A 15,722-nucleotide genomic window follows, 5' to 3' on the forward strand; every position below is an offset into this window, starting at 1 on the left:
TTACCTTTAACCTGATTTTGCGAGTATTTGCTAAACCACTGAAGCACAAATGAAAACGGCCTGGACAGAGCCAGGCCGTCAATCATTGTAAAGCCAGTTACTTCAGAACGGCCAACGCCGCTTCGTAGTTTGGCTCTTCTGCGATTTCTTTAACCAGTTCGCTGTGCAGCACAGTGTCGTTTTCGTCGAGTACAACGACTGCGCGCGCGGTCAGACCTTTGAGTGGGCCGTCGGCAATGGCAACGCCGTAGTTTTCGATGAACTCGGCACCGCGCAGGGTCGACAGGTTCTGGACGTTTTCCAGACCTTCAGCGCCACAGAAGCGTGCCTGGGCGAACGGCAGGTCAGCCGAGATGCACAGGACAACGGTGTTGGCCACGTCGTTGGCCTGGGCGTTGAACTTGCGTACCGACGTGGCGCAGGTCGGGGTGTCGATGCTTGGGAAGATGTTCAGCACTTTGCGCTTGCCGGCGAAGCTCGCCAGGGTCACGTCGGACAGATTGCCGGCAACCAGGGAAAAGGCTGGCGCCTTGGAACCGGCTTGTGGCAGTTGGCCATTGACTTGAACCGGATTGCCTTTGAGAGTGACTTGAGCCATGAACAGAGTCCTTTTAAGCAGTGATAGGTGGACAGCAGTAAAGAATTTACGAGAGCTGGAAGTTAACCACGAAATTGTCCGACGACCTATGGCCAAACACAAATTGTCATGAGGCTTCACACACTGGATACAACTCTGACAACCAACGTAAAACCCTGTGGGAGCGAGCCTGCTCGCGAAAGCGGACTGTCAGTCAACATCATTGAATGTTAAGCCGCATCGTCGGATCGCCGCCCGGAGCAGGCTCGCTCCCACAGGACCGCATACAGGCTACTTCAGCCCAGCAAGCGCAGCATATTGCGGTGCCGGGCGCGAAAAATCCGCTGCATGTAGGCATTGACCATCAGCCACTCCAAAAGTGCACCGCCAATCGCCGCATAGGTCACCCGGTCGGTGTACAACGTCCCGCCCTCCGCGGCCGCGACCCGGTGCTCATGGCGAAATGCACTCATCGGACCCTTGAGCATTTCATCGATAAAATGGCTGTCGCTGACCTCGCGGATCGCCACGGTCCAGGTCGCCGGAATACAGCCGAACATCCAATGACGAAAACTGAACTCGCGGCCTGCTTCAATGCGCAAGTTGTTCACGTCGATGTTGCCCAACGGGGTCACCCGCTCCGGGAAAATTTTCGGGAAGTTACTGCCTTCCAGGCAGAAATCGAGAACTTGTGTGGGTGTACGCCCTTTGATCAGCGTGGTGAGTTCCAGAACAGGCATTGGCAGCGACCTTCCTTTGAGCGCAAAGGCCAGTAGATTAGCACTCGCTACTTGAGGCCTTACAGTGTTTCCAAGGTGCAAGTCTGTGAACGGGCTGTTTTTTTCGACAGCAAAATTAGGTGACTTCGCGCACAAAACCAAAGAGTTAACCCCTTCGACTGGCTAAGACCCTGTTTACTGCTAACTTCATCTGACGTGTCCTACAGACCCGTTAGAACAAGTATTACAAACCAAGCGACCATCAAGTGCCGTAGTGTTTGCGGAGCCACCAGGGAAGCGGGGGAATCATGTCGAAAGGTATTTCACTCCAGGCCATGCTTTTGGCCACGACATTAGCGCCTGCATTTTTTGCCGTCGCCGACAACGCCGAGACGACCAACAAAAGTAACAACCCGCTGAACCTGGCCCCCGGCGCCAACCTGCAGGATTACTACACCCCCAGGCTGTACGACACCAACGCTCACACCAATGACGCCTTGCTGCGCGGCACTCTGCCGATCGCACCAAATGACTTCATCGGTGTCCCGCAACTGTTGCGTGCCACCCTGCCGATCAGCACCCGACCCGCCCCTCACAGCGGTTACAGCACCGGCATCGGTGACTTGAACCTGTTCGATATTTTCCTGCTCAAGACCGAAGGCGTGCAGTTGGGCATCGGTCCGCAAATCACGGCACCGACCGCCGAACAGGATAAACTGGGCACCGGCAAATGGCAGGCCGGCAGCAACATTCTGAACGCCTACCTCGAACCACAATGGACAGTCGAACGCAAAGGCGATGGCCTGCCACAGTTCACGCTGTTCGCCGGGATCAACATGACCTTCGGAAAGTAAGGACTTTGTTATGTGTACTTTGATGCGCGTGATCGGTTTCAGTGTGATGGCATTGTCTGCAAGTTGCGGCGTCGGCGCTCAGGCGCAGAGTCTCGATACACAAAGTGACCGGGTGACTACCCGCAATAACGTGCGCCTTTGTTCGGTAACGGAAACTTGTTTCGACAAAAACCGCAAACTCGACGACATTACAGCCCTGCAATTACACCTGAATCGCGCTTATCCATAGGACTGTGCAATGACCATCGAAAAACCGACCCGCCTGCTGCTCGCCGGCCTCTCTCTATTACTGAGCGCAAGCGCCTGGGCAGATTTCAGCGCCAGCCCTGAAGAAGCACGAGGGATTGCCAAAGAAGCCTATCTCTACGGTTCCCCGGTAGTGGAGATGTACAAGACTCTGTACGCGCAGGCCGTGGACAAGGGCGGACCGAACTTCAAGGCGCCGTTCAACCGTATCGGCAATACCGCACGCGTGTTCACGCCCAAAGATACCGCAATCATCACGCCCAACTCAGACACGCCCTACTCGTTCGTCTGGATGGACCTGCGCACCGAACCTGTGGTCCTGACCCTGCCGCAGATCGCTGAAGGGCGTTATTACTCGGTACAGCTGATCGACCTCTACACCCAAAACTTTGCCTACCTGGGTACCCGTAGCACCGGTAATAGAGGCGGTCATTTCATGATTGTCGGCCCGGACTGGAAAGGTCAGCAACCGGTCAACATCGATCGTCTGGTGCGCAGCGAAAGCAACATTGCCTACGCGCTGTACCGCACGCAGCTGTTCGATGAAAAGGACCTGGAGAAGGTCAGAAAAATCCAGAGTGGCTACAAGGTCCAGACGCTGAGCCAATATCTGGGACAACCGGTTCCGGCCGCGGCGCCAAAAGTCGATTGGCCAAAGCCAACCCCGACCATGAGCGACAGCCCGGAGCTGTTCCGCTACCTGAACTTCATGCTCGGCTTCGCCCCGGCGCAAGACGTTGAAAAAGACCTGCTGGCGCGTTTCGCGAAGATCGGCATCGTGGCCGGCCAGCCATTCGATCTCAAAACACTCACCGCCGAACAGCGCAAGGCCCTCGACGACGGCATCGCCGACGCCAAGGCGGAGTTCGCAGCCTTCAAGAAAGACAAGGTCGATACCCATCAAGTCACCAGCGGCGACTTCTTCGGCACCCGCGACCACCTGAATAGCAATTACCTGTACCGCTACGCCGGCGCCAACATGGGCATCTTTGGCAACTCCGCCGATGAAGCGGCCTACATGGGCTATTTCGTCGACAACCAGGGCAAACCGGCCAACGGCGCACGGCACAGCTACTCCATCCATTTCGACAAGGATCAGTTGCCACCGGCCGACGCGTTCTGGTCGCTGACCATGTACGACGGCAAGACCAAGCTGCTGGTACCCAACCACAAAAAACGCTACCTGATCAACTCGCGCATGCTCTCCACACTCAAGCGCGACCCGGACGGTGGCCTGACCCTTTACTTGCAGCACTCCGTACCGCTCAAGGATCAGCGCAGCAACTGGCTGCCGGCACCGCATGGTCCGTTCTACGCGATTTTGCGTCTGTACCTGCCCAAGCCTGAGGTCGGTAACGGTCAATGGAAACTGCCACCGTTGACGCCTATCAACCCTTAGCTTTAACCCTTAAGCCCGGCACGGCCAACCCGTAGTATTCAATGAGCGAAACAATGGGGGGGCATTTTCAAGACTGTGCACACTCAGCGCCGCCACCCTGGCGCTGATGCCAATGCCGGGTTTCGTTGTACGGCGACAACAACGATTACCACGGCGACAGCAAACTCGAACAGAAGCCGCTGTACGCCGTTGAGGGTCACTACAGCTGTCGGGCAGTGACGATCTAGCGTCAGACCTCAATCACAACCGTAATTTGACAGGCATCCGCCCAGGCGCAAAGCTGCACGACAGCAAAAAAAGCGCGCCTGAACGGTCAACGCATCTGGACTACGGAAGTTGCAATGCCCAAGTATAAAAATAAAGCCGTAAACCCAAACCCTGATTCGCGCCCTACCTTCATTTCCCGCTACGTGTTTCCCGTCACCGCCGCCCTGTTGCTTGTGGCCATGGCAGGCCTTGGCTGGTTTATCTACGCCAGTCAACCCGCGCCTGTGGCCTACGTCCCGCCCAGCGTTACGCCCGCCCCCGTGGTGAAGGCACCACCCGCACCGGCGTCGCCAGCGACCCTGGTCGATGAGCAACAGTGCCAGGGTTGCCACGCCGAGCAGGTCAAGGACTGGAAAGGCTCCCATCACCAACTGGCGATGCAAGCCGCCAATGCCGAGACAGTGTTGGCCAATTTCAACAACAGCAGCTTCAAGGGCGAAAACGAGTCCACGCGGTTCTTTCGCAAGGACGACAGCTTCTGGGTCAATACCGCAGGGGCTGACGGTAAAAATGCCGACTTCAAAGTCGCCTATACCTTTGGCGTCGCACCGCTGCAGCAGTACCTGATCGAAGTCGGCGAAGGTCGCCTGCAGGCCTTGGGCATAGCGTGGGATACCAGGAAAAACCAGTGGTTCCACCTGTATCCGGGTCAGGGCGTCAACTTCAAGAACCCGTTGCACTGGAGCAAGCCGAACCAGAACGCCAACTTCATGTGCGTCGAATGCCACACCACCGGTTACACGCGCAATTTCGATGCCGCCAGCAACACCTTCGCCAGCCAATGGAACAGCCTCGGCGTCGGCTGCCAGGCCTGCCACGGTCCGGCTTCGAATCACCTTGAATGGGCGGCGAAAAAAAGCGACCTGATCCACTCAGGTTTTGCTGTCGACCTCAAAGACAAGAACGCCACCACCGAAATCGAAACCTGCGCCCGTTGCCACGCACGCCGCGCCCCGTTGGGCGATGGTTACACCGCGGGCAAGCGCTTGATGGACGACTACCTGCCCAGCCTGCTGACTCGTGAGCTGTACGCGCTGGACGGCAAGATCAAGGATGAAGTGTTCGAGCACGGCTCGTTCCTGCAAAGCAAAATGTTCGACAAAGGCGTGCGTTGCAGCAATTGCCACAACCCTCACAGCACCGAACTCAAGGCGCCGGGCAACGGTGTCTGCCTGCAATGCCACAACACCGCGGGCAAGACCGCGGTCGAAGGCGTCGACGGTGAGGGGCTGCAAGCCAAGCATTACGATTCGCCCGAGCACCACCGGCATGTGGCCGGCCAACCCGGTTCGCAGTGTGTGGATTGCCACATGCCTGGCAAGTTCTATATGGGCAACGACTTCCGGCATGACCACAGCTTCAGCATCCCCAACCCGGAGCGTGCGAAGAAACTCGGTACTCCCGATGCCTGCCTGACCTGCCACCAGGGCAAGGCCGGTGACAAGGTTACCGAGCAGTTCAATCTCTGGAATGCCAGCCCGGCAGCCCAGGCTCCGCGATACGACGAAAGCCTGTGGTTGATTCGCACGGGCCAACCTGGCGCTGCGCAAGCCCTGTACGATCAACTGCAGCGCAGCAACCTGCCAGCGATTCAACGTGCAACGCTGCTGGCCGAGCTGATGCTGTACCCCAGCGAACAAGCGCTGAAACTGGCAGGCAAAGACCTGAGCAACGCGGATCCGCAGGTGCGCGAAAGCGCGATTCACGCGGTCAGTGCCTTCCTCCCACCCGCTGAACGAGTGTCTCTGCTGACGCCGTTGCTGAGTGATCCGGTCAAGGCCATTCGCATTGCCGCAGCCCGGGATCTGCTCAGTGCCGCCAACGGCTTGGGCCCGGCCCAAACGCGCTGGAACGCGGCCATCGGCGAATACGAGGCGGTGCAATTGAGCCTCGCCGAGCGCGCCGAAGCCAACCTCAACCTGGCAATGCTCTACCAGGCCAGCGGACGCAGTGCCGAGGTCGAGCCCATGTTGCGCGCAGCCATCCACCGCGATCCGGATTTCTTCCCGGCGCTGGTGACCCTCGTGCAGTGGCTTGAAGCAACCGGGCGTAGCACGGAGGCTCAAGCGCTCATGGCCAAGAGCCTGAAGGAACACCCGGACGCCGCGCTGCTCCAGCACACTCAAGGCCTGGCCTTGATTCGTGCCGGGAACACCGCGCAAGCCATGCCGGCCCTGCGCAACGCTGCTCGCCTGGAACCGCAGAATGCCCAATACGGCTATGTGCTGGCCGTTGCCTTGCACGACAGCGGCAAGATTGATGAGGCGTGTGAGCAACTGGAGAAGCTGATCAAGCTGCAACCGGCCAATCGCAATGCGCGGCTGTCGCTGATCCAGTACTACCTGGACAACGGTCAGGAACCCAAGGCCCAGGTCTTGCTGCAAGGCTGGAAAAAGTTGAACCCCGGGGATCCGGCGTTGAAGTGAGGAATGCGAAATCAGCGACGACTGTACGATGACCACCTGTGGCGAGGGAGCTTGCTCCCGTCGGCCGGTCCGCGTTCGGGCGTAGCAGTCGCAATCCGGCTGACGCGTTCGGTCTGTTGAAATGGGGGAGCAGCTTTGGGACGGCTTCGCCGTCCAGCGGGAGCAAGCTCCCTCGCCACGGGCCTCCTAACGTCGCCGAAACAACGGTCGTGGCTCGATCACCGAGCGACCGTAATGCACACTCATCCCCGCCAGCCCCTTGAGGGCATCTTCAGCGCATTTGTCTTCACGTACCGCGAAGGCATCGAAACCGCATTGGCGCATATGGCTGAGCTGGTCGCGCAGTACATCGCCAATCGCCCGCAACTCACCCGCCCAGCCCAAACGCGTACGCAACAGGTAAGCCTGGCTGTATGCCCGGCCATCGCGAAAACTCGGAAAATCCAATGCGATCATTGGCAACAGTTTGAGCCACGGCTTGAGACTTTCGACCTCGTCATCCGGCCCCAGCCACACCGCGTCTCGCGAGGGATGATGCGCAAGACGGCGCATCAGCCATAGGGCCAGCGGCAAGATGAGCGGCCCCGCTGGCAGTTCGCTGTCAACCGCCCTGATCAACGTCCACGGATCGTCGTCGACCTTTAGCGCAACACGCTCGCGCAATTGCAGCAGATTGTTCATGCCACGACCTCCAGGCTCTTGGGATAGATACGCTCCTTGAACGGTTCCAGACCGATGCGCTGCACGGTATCGACAAACAGCTCCTCGCTCTCGCGGTAACGGACAAAGGTCGCGATGATCCGCTCGATCACCTGCGGTACTTCGGCCGCGCTGAACGACGGACCGATGACTTTACCCAACGCGCTGTTCTTGCCCTGGGCGCCACCGAGGGTGATCTGGTACCACTCGCTGCCATTCTTATCGACGCCGAGGATGCCGATATTGCCAATGTGGTGGTGACCACAGGCATTCATGCAACCGGAGATATTGAGGCTGATATCCCCCAGGTCGTGGAGGTAATCCAGGTCATCGAAACGCGCCTGAATCGCTTGGGCGATGGGGATCGATTTGGCATTGGCCAGCGCGCAGAAATCACCCCCGGGACAGGCGATGATGTCGGTCAGCAAGCCAATGTTGGCGCAACCCAGTCCGTGCTCACAGACCAGGCACCACAATGCGTACAGGTCAGCCTTGGGCACATCCGGCAGGACAATGTTCTGTTCATGGGCGATGCGGATTTCACCGAAACCGAACTGCTCGGACCAGTCGGCCACCGCGTCCATCTGCGCGTCGGTGACGTCACCGGGCGGCGAGGCCAAGCCGGGTTTGGTCGACAGCACCACGCTGGTGTAGCCAGGCACTTTGTGCGGCTGCACGTTACGGGCGACCCAGCGCGCAAACGCCGGGTTCTCGGCCAGACGAGTACCGAAATCCAGATCGGTGTCGACCAGTTGCTTATAGGCTGGCGGCACGAACGCGCTGGCAACGCGCTGGTACTCGACGTCGGTCAACTGCGCCGGGCCGTCCTTGAGGTGTTGCCACTCCTGCTCGACTTCCTGGGCGAAGGCCTCGATGCCCAGCGCCTTGACCAGAATCTTGATCCGCGCCTTGTACTTGTTGTCACGCCGACCGTGACGGTTATAGACCCGCAGTACGGCCTCGACGTAGGACAGCAAATGCTGCCACGGCAAGCCTTCACGGATCTGCAAGCCGAGGATCGGCGTACGCCCCAGACCGCCACCGACGATCACCCGCAGCAGCCTCTGCCCGGCCGCGTCGCGGTAAAGGTAGAGGCCGATGTCATGCATCATGATCGCCGCGCGGTCCTGTTTCGCCGAGCAGATGGCGATCTTGAATTTGCGTGGCAAAAACAGGAATTCGGGGTTGATGGTTGACCACTGGCGGAGGATCTCCGCCAAGGGCCGTGGATCGATCAACTCGTCCGCCGCGACACCGGCAAAGGCTTCGGTGGTGATGTTGCGCACGCAGTTTCCGGAGGTCTGGATCGCATGCATTTCGACCTCGGCCAGGCGCTCCAGGATTTCCGGCACCTGGGTCAGTTCGATCCAGTTGAATTGCATGTTCTGCCGAGTGGTGAAGTGACCGTAACCGCGATCGTAATCCCGGGCGATGCTCGCCAGCGTACGCATCTGCCGGGCACTGAGGGTGCCGTAGGGAATGGCGACCCGCAGCATGTAGGCATGCTTTTGCATGTACAGGCCGTTTTGCAGGCGCAACGGCAAAAACTCTTCCTCACTCAAGGCACCGGCCATGAACCGTTCGACCTGATCGCGAAACTGCGCAACCCGTTCAAAGACCAGGGCCCGGTCGTAGTCGTCATATTGGTACATAGTCCTACCTCATCAGTGCTGACCCCAAACCCACAGCCCCGTAGCAGCTGGCTGCGAAGCAGTCGTAGAGCCTGAGCACGCGGTGTGTCTGTCATACCGCGTCGACTGGATTACGAGCGCTTCGCCCGAACGCGGACCGACTCGAACGCAGCCTCGCAAGCTCGACAGCTGCTACGGGGTGAGTAACCGAGGGTTCTTGTGTGGTGGTGACTATGAAGCAGCAGCTCAGGGCGTTACAGACTCAGCTAAAAACTAAAAAACCATATCAGGGCGCGTCAGATCACCGCAGGCTGGCCTCCGATCTGATCCGCATTAATGCAGTTTTTCTGAGCCTGTTTTGTTTATCCCATGCTTTCTACAGTAAACGGCATGCCAGACCGGGTGGCCTGGCAAGACTTTGCAACCGTGGAAGCATTGACCATGAGCACAGCAACAATCGGACAGGCCTATAACTACAAGGTCGTCCGCCAATTCGTCGTGGCAACAGTGGTATGGGGCGTTATCGGGATGGCGATGGGCGTGTGGATCGCCTCGCAACTGGTGTGGCCGGAGGCGAACCTCGATCTGCCCTGGACCACCTTCGGCCGCTTGCGTCCGCTGCACACCAGCCTGGTGATTTTCGGCTTTGCCGGCAGCGCGCAATTTGCCGCCAGTTACTACGCGGTGCAGCGCACCTGCCAGGTGCGGTTGTATTCCGACAAACTCGCCGCGTTCACCTTCTGGGGCTGGCAATCGGTGATCGTCAGCATGCTGATCACCCTGCCGCTGGGCTACACCACCACCAAGGAATACGCCGAGATCGAATTCTCCGGCGCGGTGTGGATGACGGTGGTCTGGGTCGCCTACGCCATTGTGTTTTTCACCACCGTGGTGCGGCGCAAGACCAAACATATCTATGTCGGCAACTGGTTCTTCGGTGCATTCATTGTGGTTATCGCCATGCTGCACGTGGTCAATCACCTGTCGATTCCGGTGGGCTGGTTCAAGTCCTATCCGGTGTATTCCGGGGCCACCGATGCGATGGTGCAGTGGTGGTACGGGCATAACGCGGTGGGCTTCTTCCTGACCACCGGTTTCCTCGGGATGATGTATTACTTCGTGCCGAAACAGGTCGGTCGGCCGGTGTATTCCTATCGCTTGTCGATCGTGCATTTCTGGGCACTGATCACGTTGTACATCTGGGCCGGCCCCCATCACCTGCACTACACCGCACTGCCGGACTGGGCACAGTCGCTGGGCATGGCCATGTCGCTGATCCTGTTGGCGCCCAGCTGGGGTGGCATGATCAACGGCATGATGACCCTCTCGGGTGCCTGGCATAAGTTGCGCACCGACCCGATTCTGCGCTTTCTCGTGGTGTCCCTGGCGTTCTACGGCATGTCGACTTTCGAAGGCCCGATGATGGCCATCAAGACCGTCAACGCGCTGTCTCACTACACCGACTGGACCATCGGCCACGTCCATGCTGGCGCGCTCGGCTGGGTGGCGATGATCACTTTCGGCTCGCTGTATCACATGATCCCGAAAGTCTTCGGCCGTGAGCAGATGTACAGCACGCCATTGATCAACCTGCACTTCTGGCTCGCGACCATCGGCACGGTGCTGTACATCGCCTCGATGTGGGTCAACGGCATTACCCAGGGCCTGATGTGGCGGGCGATCAACGACGACGGCACCCTCACCTACTCCTTCGTCGAGACCCTGCAGGCCAGCCATCCGGGCTTTATCGTGCGTTTCACCGGTGGATTGTTCTTCCTCAGCGGCATGTTGCTGATGGCCTACAACACCTGGCGCACCGTGCGGGTCGCTGACGTGGCGATAGCCGAACGCGAAGCGCAGATTGCCTGAGGCAAGGAGCTTGAGATGATCGAGATTGTACTCAACGGATCGGGCGTGGTGTTTCTGTGGTTGGCCATCGAGTATTGCCTGCGCCACCAGACCGCCGATAGCTTGGACGACGCCAGCCTGCTCCCCTTTGCCGATGATCCGGAAGTGGCACAGCGAGTGGAGCTGGCGACGGGCAAGACCGTCAAGGCTGTTGCGCCTGAAGAGGCCAAGCCAGGCTGGGGGAATGTGGAGGTTTGATGCAGTCCAGTGTGGGAGCGAGCCTGCTCGCGATGGCGGCGTTACATCCGACATTTATGCTGAATGTAATGGCCTCTTCGTCGGATCGCCGCCCGGAGCAGGCTCGCTCCCACAGGGTTTACTTGTCGGTCACAAAACCTGTATTGCTTAACCCCGATCGCGAGGTATCAAGAGCTGCAACTGCTGCGCCAGAAAATTCGCATCGAAGGCAAAGGTGTCCGGGTCCTTCAGGCCATTGGTCTTGCGCCACTGCCAGTCAGTGGACGGCGGCTGGCACACCAGCGACACACTGCCGTAACGCGCAGCGGTCAGGCCCATCACTGCCAGTGAAATCAACCCACCGATACCCATCACTTCCGGTACGATTTCCACCGGTTTGCCGGCAATCAGAATGCTCAGTTTCTCGGTCTTGAAGGTCGAGCTCTCGACCGGCACGTTTGCCCCGAACGCCACATAGGCTTCGCGACTCACTTCCAGCAGATGCGGTGCCTTGACCGGTTCCAGCCACTGCTCGATCTGCCCGAACAACTCGCCAATACGCGTCGCCCACACCGCCGATTGGGTTTCAAACAGCTGTTTCTTGTGCGCTTCGCTTTCTGCGTAATGGCGAAGCATCTCACCCAGTTGCTGTACGTCGTCCATTGCTGTGTTCCTTTGGTTGAAGCAGTACTGCGGACTTTGAGCATGGCAGATGCACGCTGCCAGCGTACGACTAAAAGCGTGAGCGGTACTGGCTGGGGGTCATCCCCAGCAGTTTGCGAAAGGCACTGCCCATGTGCGACTGATGGGCGAAACCGCAGTCCTGGGCGATGGCCGCCAGTGGCAGCGAGCTGCGCTCGATCAGCCGCCGCGCAGCCTGCACCCGGACATCGACCAGATAAGCGTGCGGCGTGAGGCCGATGGCCCGGGTGAAGTCACGTAGAAAACGCAGTTCGGTCTGGCCGCTGGTGGCCGCCAATTGTTCCAGGCTCAAACATTGGTCGAACTGCTCGGCGATCTGTTCCAGCACCCGTGAGAATGCGTGCGGCGCTTGCCGTTGAGGATTATCGACGATCGGCAAACCGGCGAAGGCCAAGGCACATTCGTCCAGCGCTAACCGATCAGGCTGTGGATCAAGCAGCAACCGCCGGGCTTCACGCCCGAGCGCCAGTGCTTGAGCATGGCCGCCAGACTGCACCCGCCGGCTAAACCGGGCTGTCGGTGCGTCAGCAAGCGGTCCGCTCCAGCGTACCAACAGGTACTCACCGCCCGCCGCCGATTCGGAAAACACTTCCACGCCCACCGGGGTGTAGGCCAGCACGCCCGGCCAGGTGTCAAAGTCCAGCCGACGATCCGAATCAATAGCGTGCACGCCCTGCTGGCGCTCCAGTGTCACGCCAAGGGTTTGCTCGGTTACCGGATCGCGAGCACTGTAGGCCGCACGCGGCAGGAGTTGCAGGCAGAGTTTGCCACCCAGCAGTCTCTGACTCAGTGGGCCAGCCATGTGAAATTTCCTGATAGATCGAGCCAATGCAACACGGGACACTCGCTTGAACAGAAGTCAACCATCAACAGGAGCACAGCATGCGCACCATCGGCCTTATTGGCGGCATGAGCTGGGAGTCCAGCGCCGAGTACTACCGCCTCATCAACCAGCAGGTTCGTGACCGTCTCGGGCCGCTGCGTTCGGCGCAGTTACTAATGTACAGCGTCGACTTCGGGCCTGTCGAACAAGCCCAGCACGCCGGGCGCTGGGAAGACGCGGCGCTGATTCTGGTGGACGCCGCGCGCCGGCTTGAAGCTGGCGGTGCCGAGTGCGTGGTGCTGTGCACCAACACCATGCACAAGGTGGCCGAACAGATTCAGGCAGCGATTTCAGTGCCGTTTCTGCACATTGCCGACCCGGCAGGTCAAGCCGCGGTGGACGCGGGTACGATGACCGTCGGCTTTTTGGGCACGGCCTTCACCATGGAACAGGACTTCCTCAAGGACCGGCTCAAGGCCAAAGGGTTGACCGTACTGGTCCCTGAGGCCGCCGAACGGCAGGCGGTGCACCGGATCATCTACGACGAACTGTGCGTCGGGGTGATCAGCGACGCATCACGCAAGATTTACCAGCAGGTGATTCAAGCGCTGGCCGCACGCGGGGCCCAGGCGATTATCCTCGGCTGCACGGAAATCACCCTGCTGATCAAACCCGAACACAGCGAACTGCCGCTGTTCGACACCACCGAACTGCATGCCCGGGCCGCCGTGGCCTTCGCCCTCGGCGACTGACTCAGGAAGCCCTGAGCGTACGGCGCAAGCGCGCCATGCTCAGGGTGTCCGCCAGCACGCCATCACGCACCGCATACTCGCGAAACAGCCCTTCCGTGTCGAAGCCAAACTTGCGGTACAGCGCAATCGCGGCTTCGTTATCCGCGTACACCGTCAGCTCCACCCGTTGCACGTTCATCCAGTTATCAGCGAGGTCGAGCACCGCCGCGAGCAGCCGGGAACCAACGCCCTTGCCTTGCCAGGCGACAGCCACGCCCATACCGATGCTGGCGCAATGGCTACGACGGATTCGTGAAAACTGCTCCAGGCCGATGTTGCCGATGACCTGGCCCTGATGCAGTGCCACCAGTTGCACCACCCGCTCGTTCTCCGGCGCCAGGCGCTTGCGCCAGACTTCAGTGGACTGAAACGGCATTTGCAGCACCTGGCGAGCGACCGCCGGATCATTGTAGAGCGCGGTGATGCCCTCGATGTGGGCTTCGCTGAAACGCTCAAGGGTGATGACGGGATCGGTGGCGGACATGATGGTTCTTCCTTGAAAATGGCATGGCCGTCGAGTCTAAACGGATCGTCACCTGGGTGACGACAGCTACGAGTGATCTGGCGCCACGCACGCCAGCCCAAAACGCCAACTACCGAAGGAGCCTCGCGGATATGGAACTTCATGTTGTGATCAATGGCCGAAAGGACCTCGCAGGTCAGCTGTACCAGCAACTGCGCAGCGCCATTGAGTCGGGGCGACTGGCCGCCGGAACGCAGTTGCCCCCCAGCCGCCTGCTCGCCGAGCAACTGGGCATCTCACGCAAGACCATTTCCGACGCCTACGCGCAGTTGACCTACGAGAACTACCTCACCGGGAAAATCGGCAAAGGCACCTACGTCAATACCCGCCCCTCGACAATCGTCCGCAAACAGAGCCATTGCGAGTTGGCAAGCGCCGAAAGCATCGAGCGTTGGCGCAGTATGCCGTCGTTCTTGCGCCATCCCACCCTGGAAGGTTCGCTGCGTTATGAGTTCATCGGCGGCGCCACCAGCAAGGGGCAGTTTCCTCTGGACGACTGGCGTCGCTGCACCGCTCATGCACTGCGGCAGATGTCCGGTTCCAAGGGTTTTTACAGCCAACCGGAAGGCCTGCCAGCGCTGCGTAACGCGATTGCCCGGCATATCGCCTTCTCCCGCGGGGTCAATTGTCAGGACGACGACGTGGTGGTGTGCAACGGCGCGCAACAAGCGCTGGACCTGATCTCCCGTGTCCTGACCCAACCCGGCAGCCTCGTGGCCATGGAAGATCCAGGCTACCCGCCGGCGCGCCTGCTGTTTGCCTCTCACGGCGCCGAGGTGGTCGGGGTGCCGGTGGATGAGCAAGGCATTCAGGTCGAGCTGATTCCCGACGGCACCCGGCTGATCTATGTCACGCCCTCGCACCAGTTCCCCCTTGGCATGCCGATGAGCCAGGCGCGGCGCGAAGCCTTGCTGGTGAGGGCTCACGAGCTGGGCGCGATCATCATCGAGGACGACTACGACAGTGAGTTCCGCTACGAAGGCCGGCCCACCGACTCCCTGCAGAGCATGGATGAGCGCGGCATCGTTGCCTACGTCGGGACCTTTTCGAAAACCCTGCTGCCGGAGTTGCGTCTGGGCTACGCGATTCTGCCGCCAGCGATTCTCGAAGCAGTGATCCGCGCCAAGCAACTGACCGACCTGCACACCTCGACCCTGCCGCAATGGGCGCTGGCCAAATTCATTGCCGAAGGTTGCCTGCTGAAACACATCCGTCGCTGCCATACGGTCTACACCGGGCGTCGTGAGCGAATTCTGGCACGCGTCGCCGGGGATCTGTCGCCCTGGCTGGAAGCGGTGCCGACCACTGCCGGGTTTCACATGGCGTTGCTGTTTAAAGTAGAAATGGATGTCCCTCTGGTCATCGAACTGGCGAAAAAAGTCGAAGTCGGGCTGTATGGCCTGAACGACTTCTTCTATCAGCAAGCACCGCGGGCCGGGCTGTTTATGGGCTTCGGCGCCATCGAAACCCTGGACATCGATAGTGCCCTGGACCGTCTGCGCGACATTTTGCAGCAAGTCGGTTGAGGTCTATTGGTCTGCCCCTTTTACTGCCAATTGGCTGTTGGCCGCTACCAGGCACAGGCCTATCCTGCACAAGCGTTATCCCGCCGAGAGCGAGCCCCGTGCGGCTTGATAGAGGAGCGTGTGCGATGTCCGACGAAATGATCAATACGGTCCAGGTGCAGGCCGCGGCTGGCTGCTCGGATGAACTGGGCAAGCAATTGCAGAAGATCGTCGACACCTTGCGTGAGCTCCCAGGCTGTGACTCCTACATGGTCGACCGCTGCCCGGAGGACGACAATCGATGGACGGTCAGCGCCCACTGGCAGTCCGAAGCTGCCATGCGATCGCACTTCTACTGCCCGCAAGTGCAAGGCTTCATCGGCCTGATCGACAGCCGACTGGCCAGCAGTGTCGACTTCAACAGTTTTCCGATCGTTTAAAAGACATAAAAAAACCCCGCATCTCTCAATGCGGG

16 protein-coding genes and 1 pseudogene are annotated in these 15,722 nt (G+C 59.6%); 10 read left to right on the top strand and 7 right to left on the bottom strand.

Annotation, left to right across the window (positions count from 1 at the left end; translation table 11 throughout):
• Positions 1–97 precede the first annotated feature (97 nt).
• A complete protein-coding gene (gene tpx, locus NTD87_RS22485; protein ID WP_262116393.1) occupies positions 98–598 on the bottom strand; it encodes a thiol peroxidase in 501 nt (166 codons plus the stop codon).
• Between the two features lie 275 nt (positions 599–873).
• Positions 874–1,317: an SRPBCC family protein gene (locus NTD87_RS22490; RefSeq protein WP_262116394.1), complete on the bottom strand. Its 444-nt coding sequence runs from the start codon at positions 1,315–1,317 to the stop codon at positions 874–876.
• Positions 1,318–1,604: 287 nt separating this feature from the next.
• Here NTD87_RS22490 and NTD87_RS22495 point away from each other — a divergent pair, with 287 nt between their 5' ends.
• The 5 genes and pseudogenes from NTD87_RS22495 to NTD87_RS22515 all read left to right on the top strand — a co-directional run bounded on the left by NTD87_RS22495 (position 1,605) and on the right by NTD87_RS22515 (position 6,488).
• Entirely contained in the window at positions 1,605–2,150 is a 546-nt protein-coding gene (locus NTD87_RS22495; protein ID WP_410017507.1) for a hypothetical protein, read from the top strand.
• Positions 2,151–2,160: 10 nt separating this feature from the next.
• Positions 2,161–2,379 (top strand): hypothetical protein, encoded by a 219-nt coding sequence (locus tag NTD87_RS22500; protein ID WP_262116396.1) that lies wholly within the window; start codon positions 2,161–2,163, stop codon positions 2,377–2,379.
• Between the two features lie 9 nt (positions 2,380–2,388).
• Complete coding sequence (locus tag NTD87_RS22505; protein ID WP_262116398.1) at positions 2,389–3,795, top strand: DUF1254 domain-containing protein; 1,407 nt, start codon at positions 2,389–2,391, stop codon at positions 3,793–3,795.
• A gap of 119 nt (positions 3,796–3,914) precedes the next feature.
• A pseudogene (locus NTD87_RS22510) lies at positions 3,915–4,001 on the top strand (transporter); the annotation flags it as partial.
• A gap of 135 nt (positions 4,002–4,136) precedes the next feature.
• Positions 4,137–6,488, top strand: a complete 2,352-nt coding sequence (locus NTD87_RS22515) for a tetratricopeptide repeat protein (RefSeq protein ID WP_262116399.1) — start codon at positions 4,137–4,139, stop codon at positions 6,486–6,488.
• A 186-nt stretch (positions 6,489–6,674) separates the two neighbouring features.
• Here the strand turns inward: NTD87_RS22515 and NTD87_RS22520 are convergent, their stop codons facing one another.
• Together NTD87_RS22520 and NTD87_RS22525 are read right to left on the bottom strand one after the other, a co-directional pair.
• Positions 6,675–7,169, bottom strand: a complete 495-nt coding sequence (locus NTD87_RS22520; RefSeq protein ID WP_262116400.1) for a DUF934 domain-containing protein — start codon at positions 7,167–7,169, stop codon at positions 6,675–6,677.
• A complete protein-coding gene (locus NTD87_RS22525) occupies positions 7,166–8,839 on the bottom strand; it encodes a nitrite/sulfite reductase (protein ID WP_262116401.1) in 1,674 nt (557 codons plus the stop codon). The genes NTD87_RS22520 and NTD87_RS22525 overlap by 4 nt, the downstream gene beginning before the upstream one ends.
• Before the next feature lie 420 nt (positions 8,840–9,259).
• Between NTD87_RS22525 and ccoN the strand changes: the two genes are divergently transcribed.
• Positions 9,260–10,687, top strand: a complete 1,428-nt coding sequence (ccoN, locus tag NTD87_RS22530; RefSeq protein ID WP_262116402.1) for a cytochrome-c oxidase, cbb3-type subunit I — start codon at positions 9,260–9,262, stop codon at positions 10,685–10,687.
• 15 nt (positions 10,688–10,702) lie between these two features.
• Positions 10,703–10,924 (top strand): cbb3-type cytochrome c oxidase subunit 3, encoded by a 222-nt coding sequence (locus NTD87_RS22535; RefSeq protein ID WP_262116404.1) that lies wholly within the window; start codon positions 10,703–10,705, stop codon positions 10,922–10,924.
• Between the two features lie 147 nt (positions 10,925–11,071).
• On the opposite strand, the gene NTD87_RS22540 is transcribed toward NTD87_RS22535, so the two are convergent.
• Both NTD87_RS22540 and NTD87_RS22545 read right to left on the bottom strand, forming a co-directional pair.
• Positions 11,072–11,566, bottom strand: a complete 495-nt coding sequence (locus tag NTD87_RS22540; RefSeq protein WP_262116406.1) for a hypothetical protein — start codon at positions 11,564–11,566, stop codon at positions 11,072–11,074.
• A 70-nt stretch (positions 11,567–11,636) separates the two neighbouring features.
• The gene (locus NTD87_RS22545; RefSeq protein ID WP_262116408.1) at positions 11,637–12,407 is read right to left on the bottom strand and encodes a helix-turn-helix domain-containing protein; all 771 of its coding nucleotides are present in this window, start codon (positions 12,405–12,407) and stop codon (positions 11,637–11,639) included.
• 80 nt (positions 12,408–12,487) lie between these two features.
• Between NTD87_RS22545 and NTD87_RS22550 the strand changes: the two genes are divergently transcribed.
• Positions 12,488–13,180, top strand: a complete 693-nt coding sequence (locus tag NTD87_RS22550; protein WP_262116409.1) for an aspartate/glutamate racemase family protein — start codon at positions 12,488–12,490, stop codon at positions 13,178–13,180.
• Position 13,181: 1 nt separating this feature from the next.
• On the opposite strand, the gene NTD87_RS22555 is transcribed toward NTD87_RS22550, so the two are convergent.
• Positions 13,182–13,703 carry a GNAT family N-acetyltransferase gene (locus tag NTD87_RS22555; RefSeq protein WP_262116410.1) on the bottom strand — a complete coding sequence of 174 codons (522 nt, stop codon included), beginning with the start codon at positions 13,701–13,703 and terminating at the stop codon, positions 13,182–13,184.
• A 131-nt stretch (positions 13,704–13,834) separates the two neighbouring features.
• Here NTD87_RS22555 and NTD87_RS22560 point away from each other — a divergent pair, with 131 nt between their 5' ends.
• Positions 13,835–15,268 (top strand): PLP-dependent aminotransferase family protein, encoded by a 1,434-nt coding sequence (locus NTD87_RS22560; protein WP_262116411.1) that lies wholly within the window; start codon positions 13,835–13,837, stop codon positions 15,266–15,268.
• A gap of 125 nt (positions 15,269–15,393) precedes the next feature.
• Positions 15,394–15,687, top strand: a complete 294-nt coding sequence (locus tag NTD87_RS22565) for a putative quinol monooxygenase (RefSeq protein ID WP_262116412.1) — start codon at positions 15,394–15,396, stop codon at positions 15,685–15,687.
• Positions 15,688–15,722: the final 35 nt, after the last annotated feature.

It is taken from the genome of Pseudomonas sp. 6D_7.1_Bac1 (assembly GCF_025465945.1).
Taxonomy (GTDB): domain Bacteria; phylum Pseudomonadota; class Gammaproteobacteria; order Pseudomonadales; family Pseudomonadaceae; genus Aquipseudomonas.